At 40.8% G+C, this 20,098-nt stretch carries 20 protein-coding genes; 10 read left to right on the top strand and 10 right to left on the bottom strand.

Features of this window, described 5'->3' with window-relative positions; genetic code table 11:
• Nucleotides 1–18: 18 nt before the first annotated feature.
• Entirely contained in the window at nucleotides 19–2,688 is a 2,670-nt protein-coding gene (locus VJ786_RS12015; RefSeq protein ID WP_134776868.1) for a heavy metal translocating P-type ATPase, read from the top strand.
• Between the two features lie 287 nt (nucleotides 2,689–2,975).
• Entirely contained in the window at nucleotides 2,976–3,569 is a 594-nt protein-coding gene (locus VJ786_RS12010; protein ID WP_134776869.1) for an outer membrane beta-barrel protein, read from the top strand.
• A 67-nt stretch (nucleotides 3,570–3,636) separates the two neighbouring features.
• On the opposite strand, the gene VJ786_RS12005 is transcribed toward VJ786_RS12010, so the two are convergent.
• Nucleotides 3,637–4,188 carry a porin family protein gene (locus tag VJ786_RS12005; RefSeq protein WP_134776870.1) on the bottom strand — a complete coding sequence of 184 codons (552 nt, stop codon included), beginning with the start codon at nucleotides 4,186–4,188 and terminating at the stop codon, nucleotides 3,637–3,639.
• A gap of 164 nt (nucleotides 4,189–4,352) precedes the next feature.
• Nucleotides 4,353–4,763 carry an NUDIX hydrolase gene (locus tag VJ786_RS12000; protein ID WP_099366627.1) on the bottom strand — a complete coding sequence of 137 codons (411 nt, stop codon included), beginning with the start codon at nucleotides 4,761–4,763 and terminating at the stop codon, nucleotides 4,353–4,355.
• A gap of 146 nt (nucleotides 4,764–4,909) precedes the next feature.
• On the opposite strand from VJ786_RS12000, the gene VJ786_RS11995 reads away from it, so the two are divergent.
• Together VJ786_RS11995 and VJ786_RS11990 are read left to right on the top strand one after the other, a co-directional pair.
• Nucleotides 4,910–5,950 carry a L,D-transpeptidase gene (locus VJ786_RS11995; protein WP_134776871.1) on the top strand — a complete coding sequence of 347 codons (1,041 nt, stop codon included), beginning with the start codon at nucleotides 4,910–4,912 and terminating at the stop codon, nucleotides 5,948–5,950.
• Between the two features lie 66 nt (nucleotides 5,951–6,016).
• On the top strand, nucleotides 6,017–6,805 hold the full coding sequence (locus tag VJ786_RS11990; RefSeq protein WP_167554250.1) for a murein L,D-transpeptidase catalytic domain family protein: 789 nt from the start codon (nucleotides 6,017–6,019) through the stop codon (nucleotides 6,803–6,805).
• Between the two features lie 659 nt (nucleotides 6,806–7,464).
• On the opposite strand, the gene VJ786_RS11985 is transcribed toward VJ786_RS11990, so the two are convergent.
• Complete coding sequence (locus VJ786_RS11985) at nucleotides 7,465–9,375, bottom strand: amidophosphoribosyltransferase (protein ID WP_134776872.1); 1,911 nt, start codon at nucleotides 9,373–9,375, stop codon at nucleotides 7,465–7,467.
• A gap of 103 nt (nucleotides 9,376–9,478) precedes the next feature.
• Nucleotides 9,479–10,003, bottom strand: a complete 525-nt coding sequence (locus VJ786_RS11980; protein WP_134776873.1) for a lipocalin-like domain-containing protein — start codon at nucleotides 10,001–10,003, stop codon at nucleotides 9,479–9,481.
• Nucleotides 10,004–10,109: 106 nt separating this feature from the next.
• Between VJ786_RS11980 and VJ786_RS11975 the strand changes: the two genes are divergently transcribed.
• Both VJ786_RS11975 and VJ786_RS11970 read left to right on the top strand, forming a co-directional pair.
• The gene (locus VJ786_RS11975) at nucleotides 10,110–10,493 is read left to right on the top strand and encodes a YchJ family protein (RefSeq protein ID WP_245153303.1); all 384 of its coding nucleotides are present in this window, start codon (nucleotides 10,110–10,112) and stop codon (nucleotides 10,491–10,493) included.
• Between the two features lie 73 nt (nucleotides 10,494–10,566).
• On the top strand, nucleotides 10,567–10,902 hold the full coding sequence (locus VJ786_RS11970) for a YegP family protein (protein ID WP_099367328.1): 336 nt from the start codon (nucleotides 10,567–10,569) through the stop codon (nucleotides 10,900–10,902).
• 90 nt (nucleotides 10,903–10,992) lie between these two features.
• Here the strand turns inward: VJ786_RS11970 and VJ786_RS11965 are convergent, their stop codons facing one another.
• Entirely contained in the window at nucleotides 10,993–12,996 is a 2,004-nt protein-coding gene (locus VJ786_RS11965) for a M13 family metallopeptidase (protein WP_134776874.1), read from the bottom strand.
• 88 nt (nucleotides 12,997–13,084) lie between these two features.
• On the opposite strand from VJ786_RS11965, the gene VJ786_RS11960 reads away from it, so the two are divergent.
• On the top strand, nucleotides 13,085–13,624 hold the full coding sequence (locus VJ786_RS11960; RefSeq protein ID WP_336557790.1) for a hypothetical protein: 540 nt from the start codon (nucleotides 13,085–13,087) through the stop codon (nucleotides 13,622–13,624).
• A gap of 81 nt (nucleotides 13,625–13,705) precedes the next feature.
• On the opposite strand, the gene VJ786_RS11955 is transcribed toward VJ786_RS11960, so the two are convergent.
• A complete protein-coding gene (locus VJ786_RS11955; protein WP_209023115.1) occupies nucleotides 13,706–14,497 on the bottom strand; it encodes a S1/P1 nuclease in 792 nt (263 codons plus the stop codon).
• A 24-nt stretch (nucleotides 14,498–14,521) separates the two neighbouring features.
• The gene (locus VJ786_RS11950; protein ID WP_336557789.1) at nucleotides 14,522–15,031 is read right to left on the bottom strand and encodes a DUF4268 domain-containing protein; all 510 of its coding nucleotides are present in this window, start codon (nucleotides 15,029–15,031) and stop codon (nucleotides 14,522–14,524) included.
• A gap of 29 nt (nucleotides 15,032–15,060) precedes the next feature.
• On the opposite strand from VJ786_RS11950, the gene VJ786_RS11945 reads away from it, so the two are divergent.
• Nucleotides 15,061–15,630 (top strand): lipocalin family protein, encoded by a 570-nt coding sequence (locus VJ786_RS11945; RefSeq protein WP_099367332.1) that lies wholly within the window; start codon nucleotides 15,061–15,063, stop codon nucleotides 15,628–15,630.
• On the opposite strand, the gene VJ786_RS11940 is transcribed toward VJ786_RS11945, so the two are convergent.
• Complete coding sequence (locus VJ786_RS11940; protein WP_099367333.1) at nucleotides 15,608–15,916, bottom strand: hypothetical protein; 309 nt, start codon at nucleotides 15,914–15,916, stop codon at nucleotides 15,608–15,610. The genes VJ786_RS11945 and VJ786_RS11940 overlap by 23 nt on opposite strands.
• Nucleotides 15,917–16,053: 137 nt before the next feature.
• Complete coding sequence (locus VJ786_RS11935) at nucleotides 16,054–17,352, bottom strand: OmpA family protein (protein WP_134776876.1); 1,299 nt, start codon at nucleotides 17,350–17,352, stop codon at nucleotides 16,054–16,056.
• A 136-nt stretch (nucleotides 17,353–17,488) separates the two neighbouring features.
• Between VJ786_RS11935 and VJ786_RS11930 the strand changes: the two genes are divergently transcribed.
• Complete coding sequence (locus VJ786_RS11930; RefSeq protein WP_134776877.1) at nucleotides 17,489–18,904, top strand: alkaline phosphatase; 1,416 nt, start codon at nucleotides 17,489–17,491, stop codon at nucleotides 18,902–18,904.
• Between the two features lie 162 nt (nucleotides 18,905–19,066).
• Here the strand turns inward: VJ786_RS11930 and VJ786_RS11925 are convergent, their stop codons facing one another.
• Nucleotides 19,067–19,453, bottom strand: coding sequence for a single-stranded DNA-binding protein (locus VJ786_RS11925; protein WP_167554251.1), 387 nt, complete (start codon nucleotides 19,451–19,453; stop codon nucleotides 19,067–19,069).
• 154 nt (nucleotides 19,454–19,607) lie between these two features.
• On the opposite strand from VJ786_RS11925, the gene VJ786_RS11920 reads away from it, so the two are divergent.
• Nucleotides 19,608–19,982: a hypothetical protein gene (locus tag VJ786_RS11920; RefSeq protein WP_134776879.1), complete on the top strand. Its 375-nt coding sequence runs from the start codon at nucleotides 19,608–19,610 to the stop codon at nucleotides 19,980–19,982.
• Nucleotides 19,983–20,098: the final 116 nt, after the last annotated feature.

Below are 20,098 nucleotides of genomic sequence, written 5' to 3'. Positions count from 1 at the left end.
TATTAACAGGGATAAACCATGAACAAGGAAAAAACATATAAAGTGTCAGGCATGACCTGTAATGGTTGCAGGACAAACGTGGAGAAAAAACTCAATGAATTGGAGGGAGTACATGCCGAAGTAAATCTTTCGAAAGGGGAAGCAAAAATCCATTCGGAGGAGGAGCTGGATGAAAACGCGCTCCAGGAAAAATTAGATGAACTAGGCGGCGCCTACCAGATACATTCGGATGCACATGCCCATCAGCATCATGGAGCGCATCAGCACAAAGAGCCGGAATTGTCCGAAAGTGGGCAATATATCTGTCCGATGTTCTGTGAAGGAAAAGATAAGATCTATACGGAACCAGGGCGTTGTCCTGTTTGTAATATGCATTTACGCCCTATCGAAAAGGTGGACTTTAATGCCCCATCCCATCAAGCAACCAGCGAAAAACCGAAAACGACTGCAAGTAATGCGGGGAAATATTATTGTCCGATGATGTGCGAAGGCGACAAGGTCTATGATAAATTTGGCTCCTGTCCGGTCTGCGGGATGAACCTGGAAAAGATTCCAGAAATAACCCTTAAGGTGGAATATACTTGTCCCATGCACCCAGAGATAGTGCAGGACCATCCGGGCAATTGCCCCATCTGTGGGATGGACCTGGTGGCAAACCAAGTATCGGAGGCCGACGACGAACATTATAAAAGTCTATTAACGAAATTCTGGATCAGTGTAGCTTGTACCGTTCCGATTTTCATCCTTTCCATGGGCGACATGCTTCCTGGACAACCCATCAGCAAGATCATCCCCTATCATATCAATGCCTGGATCCAATTGATCCTGACGCTTCCAGTCGTATTCTATACCTGTTGGATGTTTTTTGAACGTGCATGGACTTCCTTTAAAACCTGGAACCTGAATATGTTCAGCTTAATCGGACTGGGTGCTGCCGCTGCCTTTATCTTCAGTCTATTGGCATTTTTCTTTCCGCAGATTTTCCCAGCAGAACTGAAAGGCCATCATGGCGAGGTGCATCTCTATTTTGAATCGGTAGCCGTTATCCTGACTTTAGTCCTTCTCGGCCAGGTCATGGAAGCTAAAGCCCATTCCCGGACAAATTCAGCCATCAAGGAATTGATCAAATTGAGCCCTGCAGAAGCTATTCTGGTAGAAAATGGAAAAGAAAGAAAGGTTTCCATTCATGATGTGAAAGTGGGTGATGTGCTTCGCGTACGTGCGGGTGATAAGATACCGGTAGATGGCTTGGTAACTGAAGGTTCTACTTCCATCGATGAATCCATGATCACCGGTGAGCCTATCCCGGTAGAAAAGAATGCCGAAGACCAAGTAATAGCAGGTACCATTAATGGTAACCATGAAATATTGATGAAAGCCAATCGGGTGGGTAGCGAAACCTTGTTATCCCAGATCATCCAATTGGTGAATGACGCCAGTAGAAGTCAACCACCCATCCAAAAGTTAACGGATAGGATCTCTAAAATATTTGTACCAACGGTGATCGTTATTGCGATCCTTACCTTCTTGGTCTGGAATTTTATGGACATTCCGAACAGTACAGCCATGGCATTCTCCAATATGCTGGCTGTTCTGATCGTAGCCTGTCCATGTGCACTGGGTTTGGCAACTCCAATGTCTGTCATGGTGGGGATCGGAAAAGGTGCGAAATCAGGAATTCTGATCAAGAATTCCGAAGCATTGGAAAAACTGGAAAAAGCAGATGTGCTGATCGTCGATAAGACCGGTACGATCACAAAAGGTAAACCTTCTGTTTCGGAAGTGATATCTGGAAATCCAAAGTTCAAGGAAGACGATATCCTTCAGATTGCAGCATCCGTAAATAAAAACAGTACCCATCCCCTTGCACAGGCCATGCTTGATAAAGCCAATGAAAAAGGATTACAGGTATTGGATGTGGTCCAATTTGAAAACATTGCCGGAAAAGGAGTTTCTGGAAAAATCCACCACCTTTCGGCCCTGTTGGGTACACCTCGATTGATGAAGGAACAGCATGTATCGCTTAGCGCAGAGCAAGAAGCGCAGATCGAAGAATTACAGAAAAAAGGTAACTCGGTATCGGTATTAGCGATTGACAAGCAGTTTGCCGGTATTGTTGCTGCCTTCGATGCACTAAAGGAGAGCAGTGTCGAAACCTTGAAGAAGTTTCAGGAAGAGGGCATTGAAGTTTATATGTTCACCGGGGATAATAAAAATACCGCAGAAATCGTGGCTAAAGAAGCCGGTATAAAGCATGTACAAGCAGGCCTATTGCCTGAAGATAAATTGAAGGGCATAAAGAAACTGCAGGCGGAAGGTAAAAAGGTCATTATGGTGGGCGATGGAATCAACGATGCCCCTGCCTTGACCCAAGCCGATATCGGCATTGCCATGGGAACAGGAACGGATGTTGCTATCCAAAGTTCTGAAATCACCTTGGTGAAAGGCGATCTTACAGGCGTGCATAAAGCCTATCGATTGAGTAAGGCTATGTTGAGCAACATCAAACAGAACCTTTTATTTGCTTTCTTATATAATGTAATTGGAATTCCTATTGCAGCGGGTGTATTATACGCCGCAACAGGTTTGCTGATGTCGCCAATGATCGCAGCAGCCGCCATGAGTTTGAGTTCGGTTTCCGTAATTTTAAATTCTTTACGATTGAATGCGCTGAACTTGGAAAAGTAAAATTTACCTATATAAATAAAAGCAGACAAATGTGCACTGACAAACTGACCTTTTTAAGGTGTTTGTCAGTTTTGGCATAAAATCATGCTTTAAAGCTATTGTAGTCCTATTGTCACGAAATCTGGCTCTCCTTGGAGAGACTTTTTCTTTTTGCGCTATCAATCAATCGCTTACAAAATCATAAAAATTTAATGACAATGGCAGAAACATACATCCTATCACTTTGGCACAGGTATTGAATAATTGACCGTACATGACAATTAAGTCAAATATTAAAATAAATAATCATGAAAAAATTATTACTTACTTTAACAGCTGTTTCAGCATTATCATTAGCAGCAAACGCACAAACTGAAAAAGGAAAATTCTTATTAGGTGGTACAGTTAATTACGAAGGAACAAGCATTAAAGATAACGATGCAAAAGATAACAAGTTTGGAATTGCTCCACAAGTGGGTTATTTCGTAGCAGATAATATCGCGGTAGGTACTGGTATTGGTTACAGCTGGTCAGAAACTGAAACTGAAGCTGGTGTAAAAAACACAAACAATGCCTTCACTTTAGCACCTTTTGGTAGAATGTACTCCGCTAACCAAGGTCCTGTTAAATTCTTCGGACAATTATCAGTTCCTATGGCATGGGGTAATCATGAAATAGATGGTACTAAAATTGGAAATACATCAAGCTATGGTGTAGAATTGGCTCCAGGTATCGCTTATTTCCCAACTAGCAACATCGGTATCGATTTTAAAGTAAAAGGTCTTTACTTCAACTCTGAAAAAAGTGAAGTGGATGCTACAAATACCTCTACAACAGTGAATAAATACGGCTTAAATGCTGATTCATTCGCTCCATCTGTAGGTGTTACTTTCCACTTTTAATAGCAAATAGAGATAAATGTGAATAGAAAAGGGTTGGTTCCAATTGGACCAACCCTTTTTATATAGACTATTTCAGGAACTTATATTTTACGGTTCCCCCTAATTTCATGGAGTTTTTGGTTCCAAATGAACCCAGTTCCATTTCTAATAAGTCGCCATTTCTCAAGGGCGCTTGATAGCCGACTCCCAAGGAGCTATACAGGCTATTGATACTTCCTCCTTTAATGATTGTGCCATTATCCATTTGGGATTCACCATACTCGTAAGCGTAGCCCAACGCACCTCCTAAATAAAAGGAACCCACATAATACCTTGCGCCTAAACTGGCCGAGTACAGATGGTGTTTGAGCAGGCCTTCATCATCACTGGAAAAATCCGAACCGGTCAGTTCTTTTCTGGTCTGTTCATAACTTAGGCCTGCAGTAAAACCTACTGATCGGAAAGGTTTATACTCATACATCAACCCCGCTCCATAGGATGGCCCCTTTAATTTGAAGTCATATCCAGCAATTGGTCCCAGACCTAATCGATGCTTTTCGGGAAGATCTAAGGTTTGAGCTTTAAGATGGCTTGTTAAACAAACAGCGCCAAAAACAAAAATTAATGTAAATTTTTTCATTTTGATGATTATTTAATGCGTTAAACATGTAATAGAATACATCAAAAATAGGTTACCACTCGTAGATATTAATATTTTTAACTTAGATTAACAATTTGTATATCAATATGTTAACTTTTGTTAATTAACATTATTTAATTCTCCTTTTAGGTTTCCGGACTGTATTAAGAAATCCAGATAGGTAGGGCGATCTGCTTGAGGAGATTGGCGAGGTTAACTGTTGAGCTCTCCTCCGGTTTCACCCACCTGACCTCTTCAATTTCTGCTTGCGCAAGCCACACTTTATCCGAATCAGCTAATTGGCATCGGAATACAAACCCCCTTACCGTCTTTCCTTTTTCATTCACCGCTTGGGCTTCATGCACGGTCAAAAAGGAACACTGCTCCTCTCTAAGGCTTAGACCTATCTCCTCTTCCAATTCGCGGATCAGGGTATCCACTGGTCGTTCATTGCTCTCGATCTTTCCACCAGGAAGTTGATAATAGGTCGATCCGAATTTACGCACCGTTAGCAGCTCATTCTTTTTATTGATGATGATGGCAACAGCAATCTTTATAAATCCATTTGGCTCCATAACTACAAAAAAAAGCTAAATTTTTCGAAATCCGCAAACTTGGAATGATTTTTAGGCTCTAAAGCTTAAGAAACAGTTTTAGTATCAAAAGTTTTGATATTTTTACTAAAATTGACAAAAACACTAAACATTACCAAACTATTCGAATGAGAAATACGATTTTCTTTATCTTTCTTTTTGTTATTATAGCAACAGCTGCCTGTAAAAATTCATCTAAAAACAGCAGTGCTGCGGAACTTCGGAGAAAAGATTCCCTAGAAAAAGTAAAGGAAGCTAAAGAAGCAGCTGAAAAGGCTGAAAGAGAAAAGCCTCGTACAGCTGCGGACATCAAACTGGACAAGGACATCCAGTTTGAAAAATATACTTTGGAAGATGTTTATCCTTATGAGGATACTACCCGGATATTTCAGTTTGATAAGATAAAAGAAAAACTAGCCCATATCGAGAATTTCATGAGGATGCCTCATGTCTATGGTGTCCTGGACAATTATAAAAACCGGAATGGCGAAGCTGCGGTTGTAGAGAATTTTGTAAGGAACGCCTATAAACGGGTTTCCGACACCTTGGGGAATGAAAAGTACCAATCTGCTCCTTTATATCAATCAGAAAACAGTAAGAAACCGAGTAGATATGGGCGCGATGGTTCCTTAGTGGCCATTGAAAGCAGTGATACCTTGGACATGGTTAAAGTGACCGGTTTATCCTTTGAAGGTACTTGGTATGTGCCGAAAAGATATGTCAAATCGAAGGGAGATTCGGTGAAAATTGCCCATGTTGCGGTGGTAGATGTTACAAACCAAAATATTTGTGTGCTGGAAAGAACGGGTGAAAATGAATGGAAAATCAGGTCGATGAACCCGGCAACTTCGGGCCGTCATAAGCCTCCTCATGCGATGGAAACTCCGCTAGGAATCTTCTTCGTTCAGGAGCAAAAAGCCAAGATGTTCTACTTCAAAGACGGCACGAAATCGATCGAGGGATATGCCCCATATGCGTCCCGATTCACGAATGGAGGCTATATTCACGGTGTTCCGGTCAATAATCCGAAAGGAAAAATCATTGAGTATAGTTGGTCCTTGGGAACCACGCCACGATCGCATATGTGTGTGCGGAATGCGTCCTCTCATGCCAAGTATGTGTACGACAATTTTAAGCCCTTCCAATCCTTGGTGGTGGTGATTGATTAATACTATTTAACATTTTGATTGTCAATTTTTTCCTAATTTTGTACCCGAAGATTAGGAAAAGTGCTTATGAACAAATTATTGCTATTATCCCTGTGGGCAATCGCAACTTCAGGATTCAACGTAAACCAAAACCATTCCAACATTATTCAGGAATCGACATCAGAAATTGTTAAAACTACTGAGGTTAGCAAAGACCCTATCAGAGGACTTTATGATGAAATGAAACTTTCATCGATTTTAAAATGGGAAGCTTTCGAGCAGGCCATGCAAGGATACAACCAACTCCGAGCAAAGAACAAAGACATCATTACCGTGATCGACTTCACCTTACCATCTACCGAAAAGCGGATGTATGTGATCGATCTGAAAGCGAAAAAATTATTATTCCATAACATCGTATCCCACGGAAGAAACAGTGGCGAAAAATACGCTACTTCTTTCTCCAACAAACATGGATCTTTCCAAAGCTCCTTAGGATTCTATGAAACACAGGAAACCTACAACGGCGGAAACGGATTTTCCTTACGCTTGAACGGTTTGGAAAGAGGAATCAATGATCAGGCTAGACCACGTGCGATCGTTATCCACGGTGCAGATTACTGCAGCACAGACGTCATCAAATCCACTGGAAGGTTAGGAAGAAGCTATGGCTGCCCTGCCCTACCAAGAGAATTGAACAAACCGATCATCAACACCATCAAAGACGGCAGCTTATTGTTCATCTATTCGCAGAACAAAGAATACTTGGCCAGTACAAAAATCATCAAAGCGCCGAAATTGAACCAACCTACCAATACTATGATTGCGACACAACACGACGCAGAATTGGATAAAGGTAAAGGCGTTCTGAACTAAGATTAAGAACATAACAATAAAATATCATAGCAGAGGCTGTATCAATATACCGATACAGCCTCTGCTGTTTTAAAAGCTTTATTGTTATAATAGGACAATACATATTTTATCATTACCTGCTTCGAGGTGCAAGCGCCATGTAAGTGCCCTGTAAGTGAGTTGTAAGTGACTTTAGGCACTTACATACTACTTGCAGCCTACTGACAATATCGGTTCATAGGGGCTCTTCCTATGTCTTGAACTTCCCACGTCATTGCGACACCCACGTCATTGCGACACCCACGTCATTGCGAGGAACGAAGCAATCTTTCGATATGTCATGGTGAGCGTAGTCGAACCATCTGTTCGTTTATCAGCGTACAGATCCTTCGACGATGCTCAGGATGACAGTGTTCAAAGTTTGCTTCGTCGTGCCTCCTCGCAATGACGTGTAGAACTCCTCGCAATGACGTGTAGAACTCCTCGCAATGACGTGTAGAACTCCTCGCAATGACGCGGAGGACATCTTGCAATGACGTGGAGGACATCTCGCAATGACGCGGTGAGGCAAAAAAAACATTACAAACAAAAAAAGGCTGAACCATTTATCATGATTCAGCCTGTTTAAGCGCTTGTAGTGTCTAACTACTAAATACTATCTACTTGATACTAAACAATACCTAACTACTAAAATAAGCCCTTACATTCTTTCCTTCCATCCAGTTCATAAAGGCTTTGTTCACCACCTTATTTCCTCCTGGAGTCGGATAATTACCGGAGAAGTACCAATCCCCTTTATGGTTCGGACATGCTTCATGTAAATTCTCCAATGTTTGGAAGATCACTTCAACCTCTGCTTTTAGGCTATGTGGTTTAATAATCCTAGCAATCTCTTGAGATATCTCCTCATCGGTGAATGGTTCATAGATCGCTTTCACATAATTCTGCACCTTTTCTCTTGGAAGCGTCGTCGATGCCAGACATTTCTGGTAAACCTCCTCAATAATATGTGCCAATCCTTTTTTACGCAATAGGGAGATCGCAGCTTCAAAAGCAACAAACTCACCCATGCGGGACATATCAATACCATAACAGTCCGGGTAACGGATCTGAGGGGCTGAAGAAACGATTACGATCTTCTTAGGATGCAAACGATCCAAGATGGTTAAAATACTTTGTTTTAAGGTCGTTCCCCGTACGATGGAGTCATCGATGGCAACAATGGTATCTTCATGGTCACGAACGATACCATATGTGGTATCATAGACATGTTGAACCATATCCTGGCGATCTGCATCTTGCGTGATGAACGTACGTAATTTAGCATCTTTCACGTTCAATTTCTCGAAGCGTGGTTTCATGCTCAATACCTCTTCCATTTCCTCGTCGGTGATCTTATCGTCTCTATTTAAAAGGATATCCTTTTGGCAATTTCTCACATAGGCATTGATACCATCCATCATCCCATAATAAGACACTTCAGCCGTATTTGGAATGAAAGAGAATACCGTATTCTTGATATCGTTGTCGATGGACTTCAACACCTGCGGACAAAGCAAACGTCCTAAGGATTTACGTTCCTGATAGATATCCGCATCCGAACCTCTCGAGAAATAGATACGCTCGAAAGAACAGGATTTCTGTTCAACGGGCTCACGGAACATTTCTTCTGAAACCGTTCCATCTTTTTTCGCGATCAAGGCATGACCTGGTTTGATCTCTTTCACCGCATTCAATGGAATATTGAAGGCTGTTTGAATCACCGGTCTTTCCGATGCTACCACAAGAACTTCATCGTCCTGGTAATAGAATGCCGGACGGATCCCCGCTGGGTCACGCATCACGAATGCATCCCCATGTCCAAAGATCCCAGCAATGGTATAACCACCATCCCAGGTTTTGGCTGAACGGGTCAATATATTGGAAACATCAATGTTTTTGGCAATCTGCGCAGAAATCTCAATGTTCGACAGGCCATCTTTTTTGAACTTATCGAACAATTGTTGGTTTTCTTCGTCCAGGAAGTGTCCGATTTTTTCCAATACCGTAACGGTATCGGCTTGTTCCTTTGGATGCTGGCCCAGGTCGTAAAGCTGTTGTAAAAGCTCATCAACATTGGTCATATTGAAGTTACCAGCAACTACCAAGTTTCTGGACATCCAGTTGTTCTGACGAAGGAATGGGTGACAGCTTTCGATGCTGTTTTTACCATGGGTTCCATAACGTAAGTGACCAAGTAAAACCTCGCCCGTAAAACTTACGTTCTCTTTTAACCATTGAGTGTCTTTCGACTCCTCTGGATAAGCCTTTTGTACAGCTGCAAATTTCTTCTGAACATATTCAAAGATCTCAGCTACTGCAGATGAACCCATCGCTCGGTATCTGGAAATATAACGGTTGCCGGGAGGCACGTCGAATTTAATCGTCGCGATCCCTGCCCCATCCTGACCACGGTTGTGCTGCTTTTCCATAAGCAGGTACAACTTGTTGATCCCGTAGTAGGGCGTACCATATTTTTCTTGATAATAAGATAGGGGTTTTAACAGTCGGATAAATGCGATCCCGCACTCGTGTTTTATAGCGTCACTCATAGCTTGAATTGATGCTGCAAAGGTACGGATTTTTGAAAAAATCTCCTATACATAAAGGGGTAAAAAATGTCGTGAAAAATCTGCTTTTTACAAATAGATTATATTAGTCTTCAAAAGCTGTTTTTTCGCGTTTTAAGGCATTGTATTCCACAAATCTCTCCCTACGGGACTGTAATTCCATTTTCTCCAATCGCTGCCAGGTCATGTAACTGTTCACATAACTCCCTCCGGACAAAATAGGTTCAACTGATTTCAGATAAAGGATATCGCCTTCGAAATCTATTTTTCGCACCTGCAATTGTCCTTCCCAATTGGGGAAGGAAGAAGTCTGAATAGCATAGGTAACCGTCGCTGTATTATTATCAATCTGATAGGATCCGGCAAAAGCAATAAAACCTTTTACGCAGGAAAGCAATTCCTCTTCGTTCACAATGAAACGATCATTGGAACTGAACAGACCTCGTTCGGAACTGGAAATCTGGACAGACATATGTCCATCTGGACCATAAATTAGGGATCCTTTCGGATTTTTGCCCATGGGAAAAGTGGAATCGAGACCATTCAATGGGACTTCTATATAGGAAAGTAGTGACCAAGTGCCAACTAACTCATTTTTCAATGTTGTCATTTAGGGTATTATTGTTTATGTGAATAACGGTGAAAATTCATTAATAGTTTGTAACATTCTTTATATACAAATTTTCGATAGCAAAATTTCCTTTTTATCTTCGCTGATGATGAGCGAAAATTGTTTTTGTGGGTCTGCCCTACCTTATGGGCAATGTTGTGAATTGGTGCACTCGAATCTTAAGAATGCCGAAACATGCGAGCAATTGATGCGTGCTCGGTATACAGCATTTGTGTTACAAAAGATAGATTTTATCTATGAAACTTTCCATCCCCAGACCCGAAGGTTTCAGAACAAAAAAGAAATTGAACAATGGAGTCGCGAATCTAATTGGCAGGAACTTAACATCCTGAAAACCACCCCATCAACAGTTGAATTCAAAGCCATTTATTTGGATAGGAATATGGTTTTGCAGGAGCATCACGAGAAATCCAATTTCAAAAAACTGCAAGGAATATGGTATTATGTAGATGGAAAGCTCCTTGCTTAAGAAAAAAGTTTTTTAAGCCTATCTACTATTTATTGAAATTTAGTAAATTAGGTTATAAACAACAAAATCGATTATGGGAAAGTTTGTAATCTCTACTAGGAAAAACGGAGAATTTCAATTCAACCTAAAGGCTTCCAACGGCCAGGTTATTTTAAGTAGCGAAGGCTACACCACCAAAGCAGCTTGTGAAAATGGCATTGCATCAGTAAAGAAGAATGCTGCAGATGAAAGTAAGTTCGACAAATTGACAGCGAAGAACGGTAAGTTCTATTTCAATCTGAAAGCTGGAAATGGTCAGATCATCGGTACAAGTGAAATGTACGAAAGTGAAGCAGGTCGCTCAAACGGTATTAAATCTGTTATGGAGAATGCTCCAGATGGGCCTGTAGATGATACAACAACTCATTAATACAAAGAGCCGCCCTGAGGCAGCTCCTGTATAATCAAAAGGTTCTGATGTGAGATCAGGACCTTTTGTTTTTATATTCATTTGGTCTGATTACCAAATAACAATCCTTTTATCTTTAGGAACATAAAGCTTATCGCCTTCTTTGGTTCCAAATGCCTTATGGAATGCGTCCAAGTTGATGGTTGGTCCAATCGCACGGTATTGCGCTGGCGAATGTGGATCTGTTTTCACTTGGTTCACCACAAATTCATCCGTGGTTTTCGCTCTCCAGATGGTTGCCCATGAAAGGAAGAAACGCTGATCTTGGGTATAACCATCGATCAGACCTGGGTTCCCTTTATCTTTTAGGTAAGCTTGCATAGCATCAAAAGCAACCGATGATCCACCAAGGTCACCGATATTCTCGCCCAAGGTAAATCTACCATTTACAAATACACCTGGTACCGGTTCATAAGACTCGAACTGTGCAACCAAGGCATCTGCTGCTTTTTCAAATTTAGCACGGTCTTCATTGGTCCACCAGTTGCTCAGGTTTCCATTACCATCATATTGCGAACCTGAATCATCAAAACCATGGGATAATTCGTGACCTATTACGGCACCAATTCCGCCAAAGTTTACTGCAGGATCTGCTTTGTAATCATAGAAAGGCGGCTGAAGGATAGCTGCCGGGAATACAATCTCGTTGAACATTGGATTGTAGTACGCATTTACCGTTTGAGGTGTCATACCCCACTCCGACTTATCCACTGGCTTTCCTTGTTTCGCCAAGTTCTCCTTAAATGACCATAATTTCGCATTATTTACATTCTCTACCAACGAAGTACCGATCGTTAAAGAAGAATAATCTTTCCACTTGTCCGGGTAACCGATCTTCACATTGAATTTTGACAATTTCTCCAATGCTTTTTCTTTCGTAGTTGGCGACATCCAAGCCAAGTTCTTGATATGTAGATCAAATGATTTGATCAGGTATTGAACCAATTCCTCACAGGCCTGTTTCGCTTCTGCCGGGAAATTATCCTTCACATAGATTTTTCCCAAAAGCTCACCCACTGTACCATTCACAAACTCCAATCCGCGCATATCCAAGGCACGTTGTTCTTGCTGACCTTTTAAGGTACGACCATAGAAATTAAAGGAAAGTTCATCCAGTTCTTTGGTCAGGTAGCCTGTAGCATCATCCATTACATGGAATTTCAGATATTCCTTGATCACCGGTAGGTTTTCCTGATTGACGATCTTATCCAGATTCTGGTAATATTTAATTTCGCCAATGATCACCGTGTCAGCTTGGAAACCTAAGGTTTTCACATATTTCGCTACATCGATGTTCTTCACCATTTTGCCTAGATCCTTCACCGCAACTGGGTTATATCGTTTCTGTGCATCTCTGGATTCTTCTACCGTTTTTAGGTTAGCAGCGATCAACTTTTCGAACTCGATTACTTTAGGACCTTTCAGATCTCTAGTTCTTGGGTCGATCTTGTTGTATAGGGTATTGATGTATTGATTATAGTTACCCAACGTTTCGGTGTTTTTCTCATCTACCTTTTGGTAATAGTTACGCCCAAGGCCTAAACCTCCACCACCAAGATAAACAGCATTCATTTTACTGTTTTTCATGTGCGCATAAACATATGCCCCAAAGAATGGGTTTCCGCCGGTAGCACCATATTTCACGAAGTAATTATACAGGTCGTTCAGGTTGTTCACCTTATCGATATCCGCTAATTGTTGGCGGATTGGCTCGTATCCTAATTTATTTCTGGTTTCGAAATCCACATAGGAACGGTAAAGGTCAGCGATTTTCTGTCCATCCGAACCTTTCTCGAACTTCTGGTCCAGAGATTCCTTTAGGATCTTTAAAGACGCCTTATCCGTATTTTCTCTAAGCTCGTCGAAAGAACCCCAACGCGCTTTATCGGAAGGGATCTGAACCGTTTTCATCCAATTACCATTTACGTAATTGTACAGATCATCTTGTGGGCGGACAGTTTTGTCCATGTACGACGGATTGATCGCTTGATGTTGCTGTGCATAGGAGAATCCTGTGCTGGCCATCAAAGCCGCCATAAATACATATTGTTTCATAATTAAACCTTTTGTTTTATAGTAATAGAACGAAGAACGTTCTTATTACAAACATAAGAATTCTAACCCAAAATGGTTAATTTGCGCTATGTATTTAGAAATCGACGGTAAAGGCTATGAATTGGTCAGTTCAACGGAGGAAGGGATCATCCTGGATCTGAAGAACCCTGCCTTACCAACAATCTATGCACATCCCCTGATCTCCATGGAAGAGGTTAAAACCTATATCCGGCAGCAATCTTTCAGGTTCCCAGCGAATGAAAAAAGTGGTATCGCCCTGGAATTCATGCACATGGAACTTTTTGATAAAAAAACAGCTGTAAAAATCACCCGAGGAAACAAGTTCGACTGTTTTGAAAAGGGTGATATGGTTTATTGCCAGATCAAAAAGAATGAAATCATAAACGAAGAAAAACTCCAGGAGAAAATAGCCGGAAAAATATTTGAACAGTTTATATTGAACAGGGTCTCCCACTGGGAAGAGGAACTTGGCTTTTTGATTTCACAGATCTCTTTCAGAAAGTTAAAAAGCAGTCCGTATGTAGTTGATAAAACTGAAAAAAGCATTACGTTCAATAAGAAGAATATTACATTGACCAAGCAGATGAATGATTCCCATGTGTTCTAGAGCATGAATGAAATGTTGAAATAAAAAATGCCCTGAAGGATTAACTCCTCAGGGCATTTTTCTTTAAGGTTTGTTACGCTTTTAACCAAAGATACTGTTCAGTTCCTTGGCCAAACGCAAGCCAGCTTTCAATAAACACTCTTCCATTGGACTCTTGAACTTAAAGATATAGTCATAGGAAAGTTTGTTGTTTTTTGCTACATCATCATAGATGATATTCGCAAGCTTATGCGATTCATATAGCCATTCCTCCAATGTGGAATTGGTGTATTGCTTATAGAAATATTTCTCATAGTCCAATACCCGAGCAAACTCGGTATAGGACCATTTTTCATTGTCAACAAGGTCGCTGTCCCAAACGCGATGAATATTGCCCTCACGACCAAAAAAGGTAATGGAGATCCGATTTCCACCTAAATCTTCCGCCCGACTGACATGCATCGGCTGGTGCGCATCGCCCAAGAGATGCACCAAAAAATAAAAAGCTTGCTGCCTTTGTTCCAAGGTCAACTCCTTATTGACCACCTGTTTTCTGACCCGGTTGTAGGCTTTGTACAGGTTCTCTTCTGGTGAATTCTGCAAGGCAACTAAAAACTGCTCGTAGGTCAGGTTTCCGGCTGTATTCAAAAAATGCCAAGATCCGGTACGATTGATCAGGGTATCCGGAGATGATTTGATGAAGTCTGCCCAATTGGACCAATAGGCCAGTTTTTGGTGACCAATCAATTTCTCTATGTTTCGCTTAGCTTTGCGGTTGAGGTGTTTTTCGGCAATCTCTGCAATCACCCGGTGCCCGGTCATTCCCCAAGCCATCACATCCTGGCTGCTTGTCAGGATCATAAAAAACACTAGAATTCTACCTACTAGTTTCATATATACTGTTATTATTTATTGATATTATTTAAAGAGTTCAAAACCATACTGCGCGGAAGACCAAAAACTATCCAATGCCATGATCCTTGGTTTGAAAAAGGAAATCAGCTGTGGCCAATCTTCCTGTTTGAAAACACTAACACCCCTTATATCAATGAATATCCTGGACTTTGCTTTTCCGTACTCATCGTAATAATCAAAATCCCAGATCCATTCTTCTTGGAGTTCCTCTAAAAGCATTTGTTCATATTCCTTGAACTGCTCCCAAATCAATGCCCTGATGCCTTCGTCAGGATTAGCGATTTCAATAGCAATTGTCGCGTGTTTATTATCGGCGTCCATCCTGAAAAACAGGTGTTTGATACCGGTTTTATAGTTTACCCAAGTGACCTTCTCCCCATCTACATTAGGAACCACGGACATATATTGGCCGAAACTGGTCCAAAAGTTTTCTTTTATCTTCTTCGCTTCTTCTCTTGAGTACAAATCGTTAATTTTAGGCAAAGCTAGGAATCTCCCTAAACTTTTATCCACTTTAGGTTGTTTATTATTAAAAAATTACAATGAACAAGAAAAAATCACTTATCGCATTATCTGCCGTTGCATTAGGGTCTGTGCTATACAACTACCTGAAACCCATCCGCTCTAACGTGGAAGTTGTTCGCAATTTCGATATCAACAAATATTTAGGTTTATGGTATGAAATTGCCCGATTGGATTTCAAGCATGAAAAGAACTTAAGGAATGTAAGTGCGACCTATGAATTCAATGAAGATGGCAGTATCAAGGTACTTAATCAAGGTATAGATATGCGTACCGGAGAATTAAAGCAAAGGACAGGAAAAGCGAAATTTATTGACAGTGAGACGGAAGGTGCATTAAAGGTTTCCTTTTTCGGACCGTTCTATTCCGGGTATAACATCGTTCAATTAAATCCAAATTACGAGGATGTATTGATCTTTGGCGAAAATCTGGATTATATGTGGATTTTATCCCGCAGCAAGGAGCTTTCGGAAGATAGAAAGAAAATCTATTTGGATTATGCCCTAGCTTATGGCTACCAGATCCAGAACCTCGTTTGGACCAATCAAGAAGATCTTGTGGATCAAACTAGCCAAATACTGGCTGAATAACGGAATAATTTAAGGTAGTATCCTGTGAGATCGCCTCGGCTATTTCTTGCAGGTCTGTAGCGGAAATGATGTTCTTCATGCCCGCATTGAATAGCTTACTTAGCTGAAGGGCCGCCTCAGGCTTTTCAGCTAGGCTGAGCAAAGAACTCCCCACATAGAAGTTCAATATGGATCCGGCATATTCGCCAAACAATTGAAAATCCAATCCCCTTCTTTCGGCACCTAAATGCTTGATGAATTTTTCAAAATCATCCTGAATCATGTTTTTCTGGGTCGTTGTTAGCATGTCCCAAAAATAATTAAATAAAAATAGGGATAGTAAAAAGATTAGATAATCTTTACTATCCCCGTTTTGTTCTATGCAAGCATAGAACGGTATGGTTGTATATAAGCGTTCTCTTGCTTAATTAATGTTGAGCAAAATTACTTACGAACACTCACAGAAACTCTTCTGTCTAGGATACGGTCAGACTCTGGTGCTGAAGCATCATACTTCGCAAATTCAGAACCATAACCTTCGGTCTCAATAACTTGAGCTCCTACCCCTTTCGCATCCAATGCATTTTTCACTGCAACGGCACGATCATTAGATAATTTCTTGTTAAGATCTTCATCACCAGTCTTGTCGGTATATCCACCGATTTTGATTTTGGTATCGGGGAATGCTTTCAAGATGGCAGCAATGTTATTTACCTGATCTTGGCTTTCCGGAACGATGGTCGATGTACCGGTTTCGAAATTAAGGTTATCAAAATCGAACCAACGGTTTTTCAGGTCATCATCCGACATGGTGCTGTAACCAGCGGTCAAGAACTGAACCAACTGATCTTCGATTCCGCCTTTGTAAGCGTTCAACGTACTTCCATCAGGAAGGGTAACCATGATCGATTCACGAGCTGGAACCGTTGTTGTGATGGTATCTGGCTCCACAGGATTAACAACAACCGTGGTATCAGTGGTCGCCGCTTTGTCATCATTGCGGAAGTTTTTACCAAACAGGAACCATAGTGCCAATAACAATAATGGAATCAGAAGCCACCAAAGACCACCCCCGCGCTTACGTTCTTCTTCTACCACCACCGGTTCATTGATGTTTCTTACCGGCGTAACTGGTTCAACGCGTTCTCTTACAGGCACTACTGGTTCTTCTACCAATACATCTTTTACAGGATCTACGATTGGCTCCGTACGGGAAATTCCATCTCCGAATAGGCCTAAGGAAAGGCCAGCTGGTAATGCACTCAAAAATCCGGCTTTGTTTTCGTTTAGGTCGCTGGAAATACGGCTAGCATTCCAATTCACCCCGTTCATGGTCAAGGCTGAAATAACAGATGGTACTGCAGCTTTTAATAAGTTCATGACCGAACCTCCGTTCATCCCCAAAAACCCTGATAATTTCTCTAGAACGAGGTCTAGTTTTCCGCCAAATAATTGGCCGATCAATCCTTGGGTCTCATTTCCAAATCCGGAATCTGGGCGGTCTATAGGAACATTGATGTCCTGCCCGGGTTCATTTGTTCCGGTGAACATTCCTTTAAATTTGTCTAAAATTCCCTGCAAAGCACCTTCTGGTTGCTGTTGTAGGCCCAAAAATAAAGCTGGAAGCGAAGCATCCAATCCTTTATTTACTTGTTCTGAAGTCAACCCTTCGCGTTGAGCTAATCCATTGATGGTATCTCCATCAAAAAGAGAGCGGGCTGCATTTAGCAATCGGTTTTCCATAATAAATACGATTAGTGATAATGCAGTAACAAACCATGTAACAATTTGTTTGCATGGGATTTCATTATTAAATTAATATTAACTTAACTTCTGAACCCTATTTTTGTAAACATATTATACATATTCGAAATACGACATGAATAAAAGACTATTTAATTTATTTTTAGCATTAATTCTTTTCACGGGTATAGCCAATGCCCAAAAGCAACCGAAGTATATCTTTTTCTTGATTGGAGACGGAATGGGTCTTAGCCAAGTAAATGTAGCGGAAGCATTTTTAGCTGCTCAACAGAATAAGAATGGTACCCTACCTTTGGTTTTCAGTAAGTTTCCTCATGTTGCTTTCGCGACATCCCATTCCCTATCGCATGGGGTTACGGATTCAGGAGCTGGTGGTACGGCTTTGGCGGTTGGCCATAAAACTAAAAATGGAGTGATCGGTATGGATAGTGCCGGTGTGAAACCTTATAAAAGCATTGCTTACCTTGCCAAAGAAAAAGGTATGAAAGTGGGTATTACTTCTAGCGTGAGTATCGACCATGCTACTCCGGCTTCTTTTTATGCAAACCAACCGGATCGCGACATGTATCATGAGATCGGTTTGGATATCATCAAATCTAAATTTGATTTCTTTGGCGGTTCAGGTTTCCTAAAACCAACTACCAATGCCAAAAAAGAGGAAGTTCCTTCCTTGTTGCCACAATTGGAAAAAGCAGGTTATAAATTGGTGAATGGTATTGCCGAATACAACCAGGCAAAAGCTTCTTCTGATAAGATCATTTTAATGAACAATAAAGGTGCAAATAATGTATCCTTAAAGTATGCGATCGACCAAAAGCCTGGTGATCTTAAGTTGGCGGAAATCACATCTGCAGCTATCGAATCCTTGAGCAAAGGAAAGAACGGTTTCTTCTTAATGGTTGAAGGTGGAAAGATCGATTGGGCTTGTCATGCTAATGATGGTGCCGCAACGATTCAGGAGGTTTTGGATTTCAATTCGGCGGTAGCAAAGGCTTACGAATTTTACCAAAAACACCCAGAAGAAACATTGATCGTGGTTACAGCGGATCATGAAACTGGAGGATTGGCTTTGGGTAATGGAAGTTCTACCTTACGTTTGAAAACCATTGCTAACCAAAAGATCTCTCAGGAAGTGATGTCTACATTGATCAACGACTTCCGTACTAAGAATGCATCAGCATCTTGGGATCAGGTGAAAGCTTTCCTAACAGAACATACTGGACTTTGGAAAGATGTTAAAGTAGCAGAGAAAGACGAAAAAGAAATCTTTGCAGCTTACGAGAAAAGTTTTGTGAACCACCAGAACGAAACGCAAAAAAGCTTATATGCATCCAATGATAAGATTGCTTCTTTAGCGGTAAACGCGTTGAACAAAGCATCTTCGTTGAGTTGGGCATCTGGAAGCCATTCTGCGGCTTATATTCCGGTATTTGCTATCGGTGTAGGTGCGGAGCAGTTCAAGAATAAAATGGATAATATCGATATTCCTAAAACGGTAGCAAAGATTGCCGGCTGGAATTTACCAGAATAATTGCTATGACTATAGTAGAAAAGTAACTGTAACAGTTAAATGAAAAAGGTGGGCCATTCGGAAATGGCCCACCTTTTTTGTGCTTTAAAAGCTATTCTATGATTTATATTATCTTATGAATTATATTATCTAATGAATTATATTATAATATGATTTTGTCTATTATGATTTTGCCGACGCAGCCATGGCCTCTGTTATAGGCAGGTTGGTTTCATTGGGGCTGGATAGGAACAATAATCGGTCTACCCGAACTTCGGTTTTCCGTTGCTCCATACCATTTCTATCGAGGTAGGTGTTATTGACCAGCTTGCCTTGGACAATCCAAAGGCTTCCCTTCTGCCCTTTTTTCTCCAAGACCCTGGTCAGGCTCCCCCAGATACTCAACGAGTGCCATTGCACGGTGGAAACCTCATTTTTATCTTTATCCAGGTAGGTTAAATTGGTCACAAAACTGATATGGCAATATTGGACCCCGTTTTGACTAACCTTTACCTGCGCATCTCTTCCTAATCTACCTAATAATTGTACTGAATTTTTTAATGAACTCATAATCATAACTTTAACTTGTTTTTATATATTAACTGCCAGAAGGCTTGATTACACAGTTCAAAGTTGCATCGTATGGCCAGCAACACTCGGATATCAATTAATTATAGCTGGATATAAATGTTTAAAATCGTTTAATTAGCTTATACAAACCCATATGGAAGAGAAAACCTGTTCAGAATGTCATCGGATCATTAGAGGAAGGTCGGATAAAAAGTTCTGTGATGATAATTGCCGTAATGTGTTCAATAACCGGAAAAACAGTAACGATGAGGATGTACTCCGAAAAATAAACCGAAAATTGAAAAGGAACAGGAGGATTTTGGAAACCTACCTGGGGGAAGAAAAAATGGTAAAGGTGAATAAAGTGAAATTATTATCGGAAGGGTTTTCTATTGATTACCACACTCATATATTAAATACGAATAAAGGGCAAACCTATTACTTTAGCTATGAATATGGTTTTCTGGAAATTGAGAATGGAATGATGCTGATCGTTAAGAATAGTAAGGAGAAACAAAAAACAGCTTGACAAGGTTCGTCATCGTAAGTTTGTAGGGAAGTTATAGGAATTAAAGAAACAGAATATAATTTTGTATTTCATTTAGGATACAGCGAGAGAGGGAGTAAGATTTTTAATCGTCATTG

The sequence above is a fragment of the Sphingobacterium tenebrionis genome, assembly GCF_037126265.1.
GTDB classification, from domain to species: Bacteria; Bacteroidota; Bacteroidia; order Sphingobacteriales; family Sphingobacteriaceae; genus Sphingobacterium; species Sphingobacterium tenebrionis.
The sequence above is the reverse complement of the archived record's forward strand: the minus strand, read 5'-3'. Positions and strand labels throughout refer to the sequence as shown.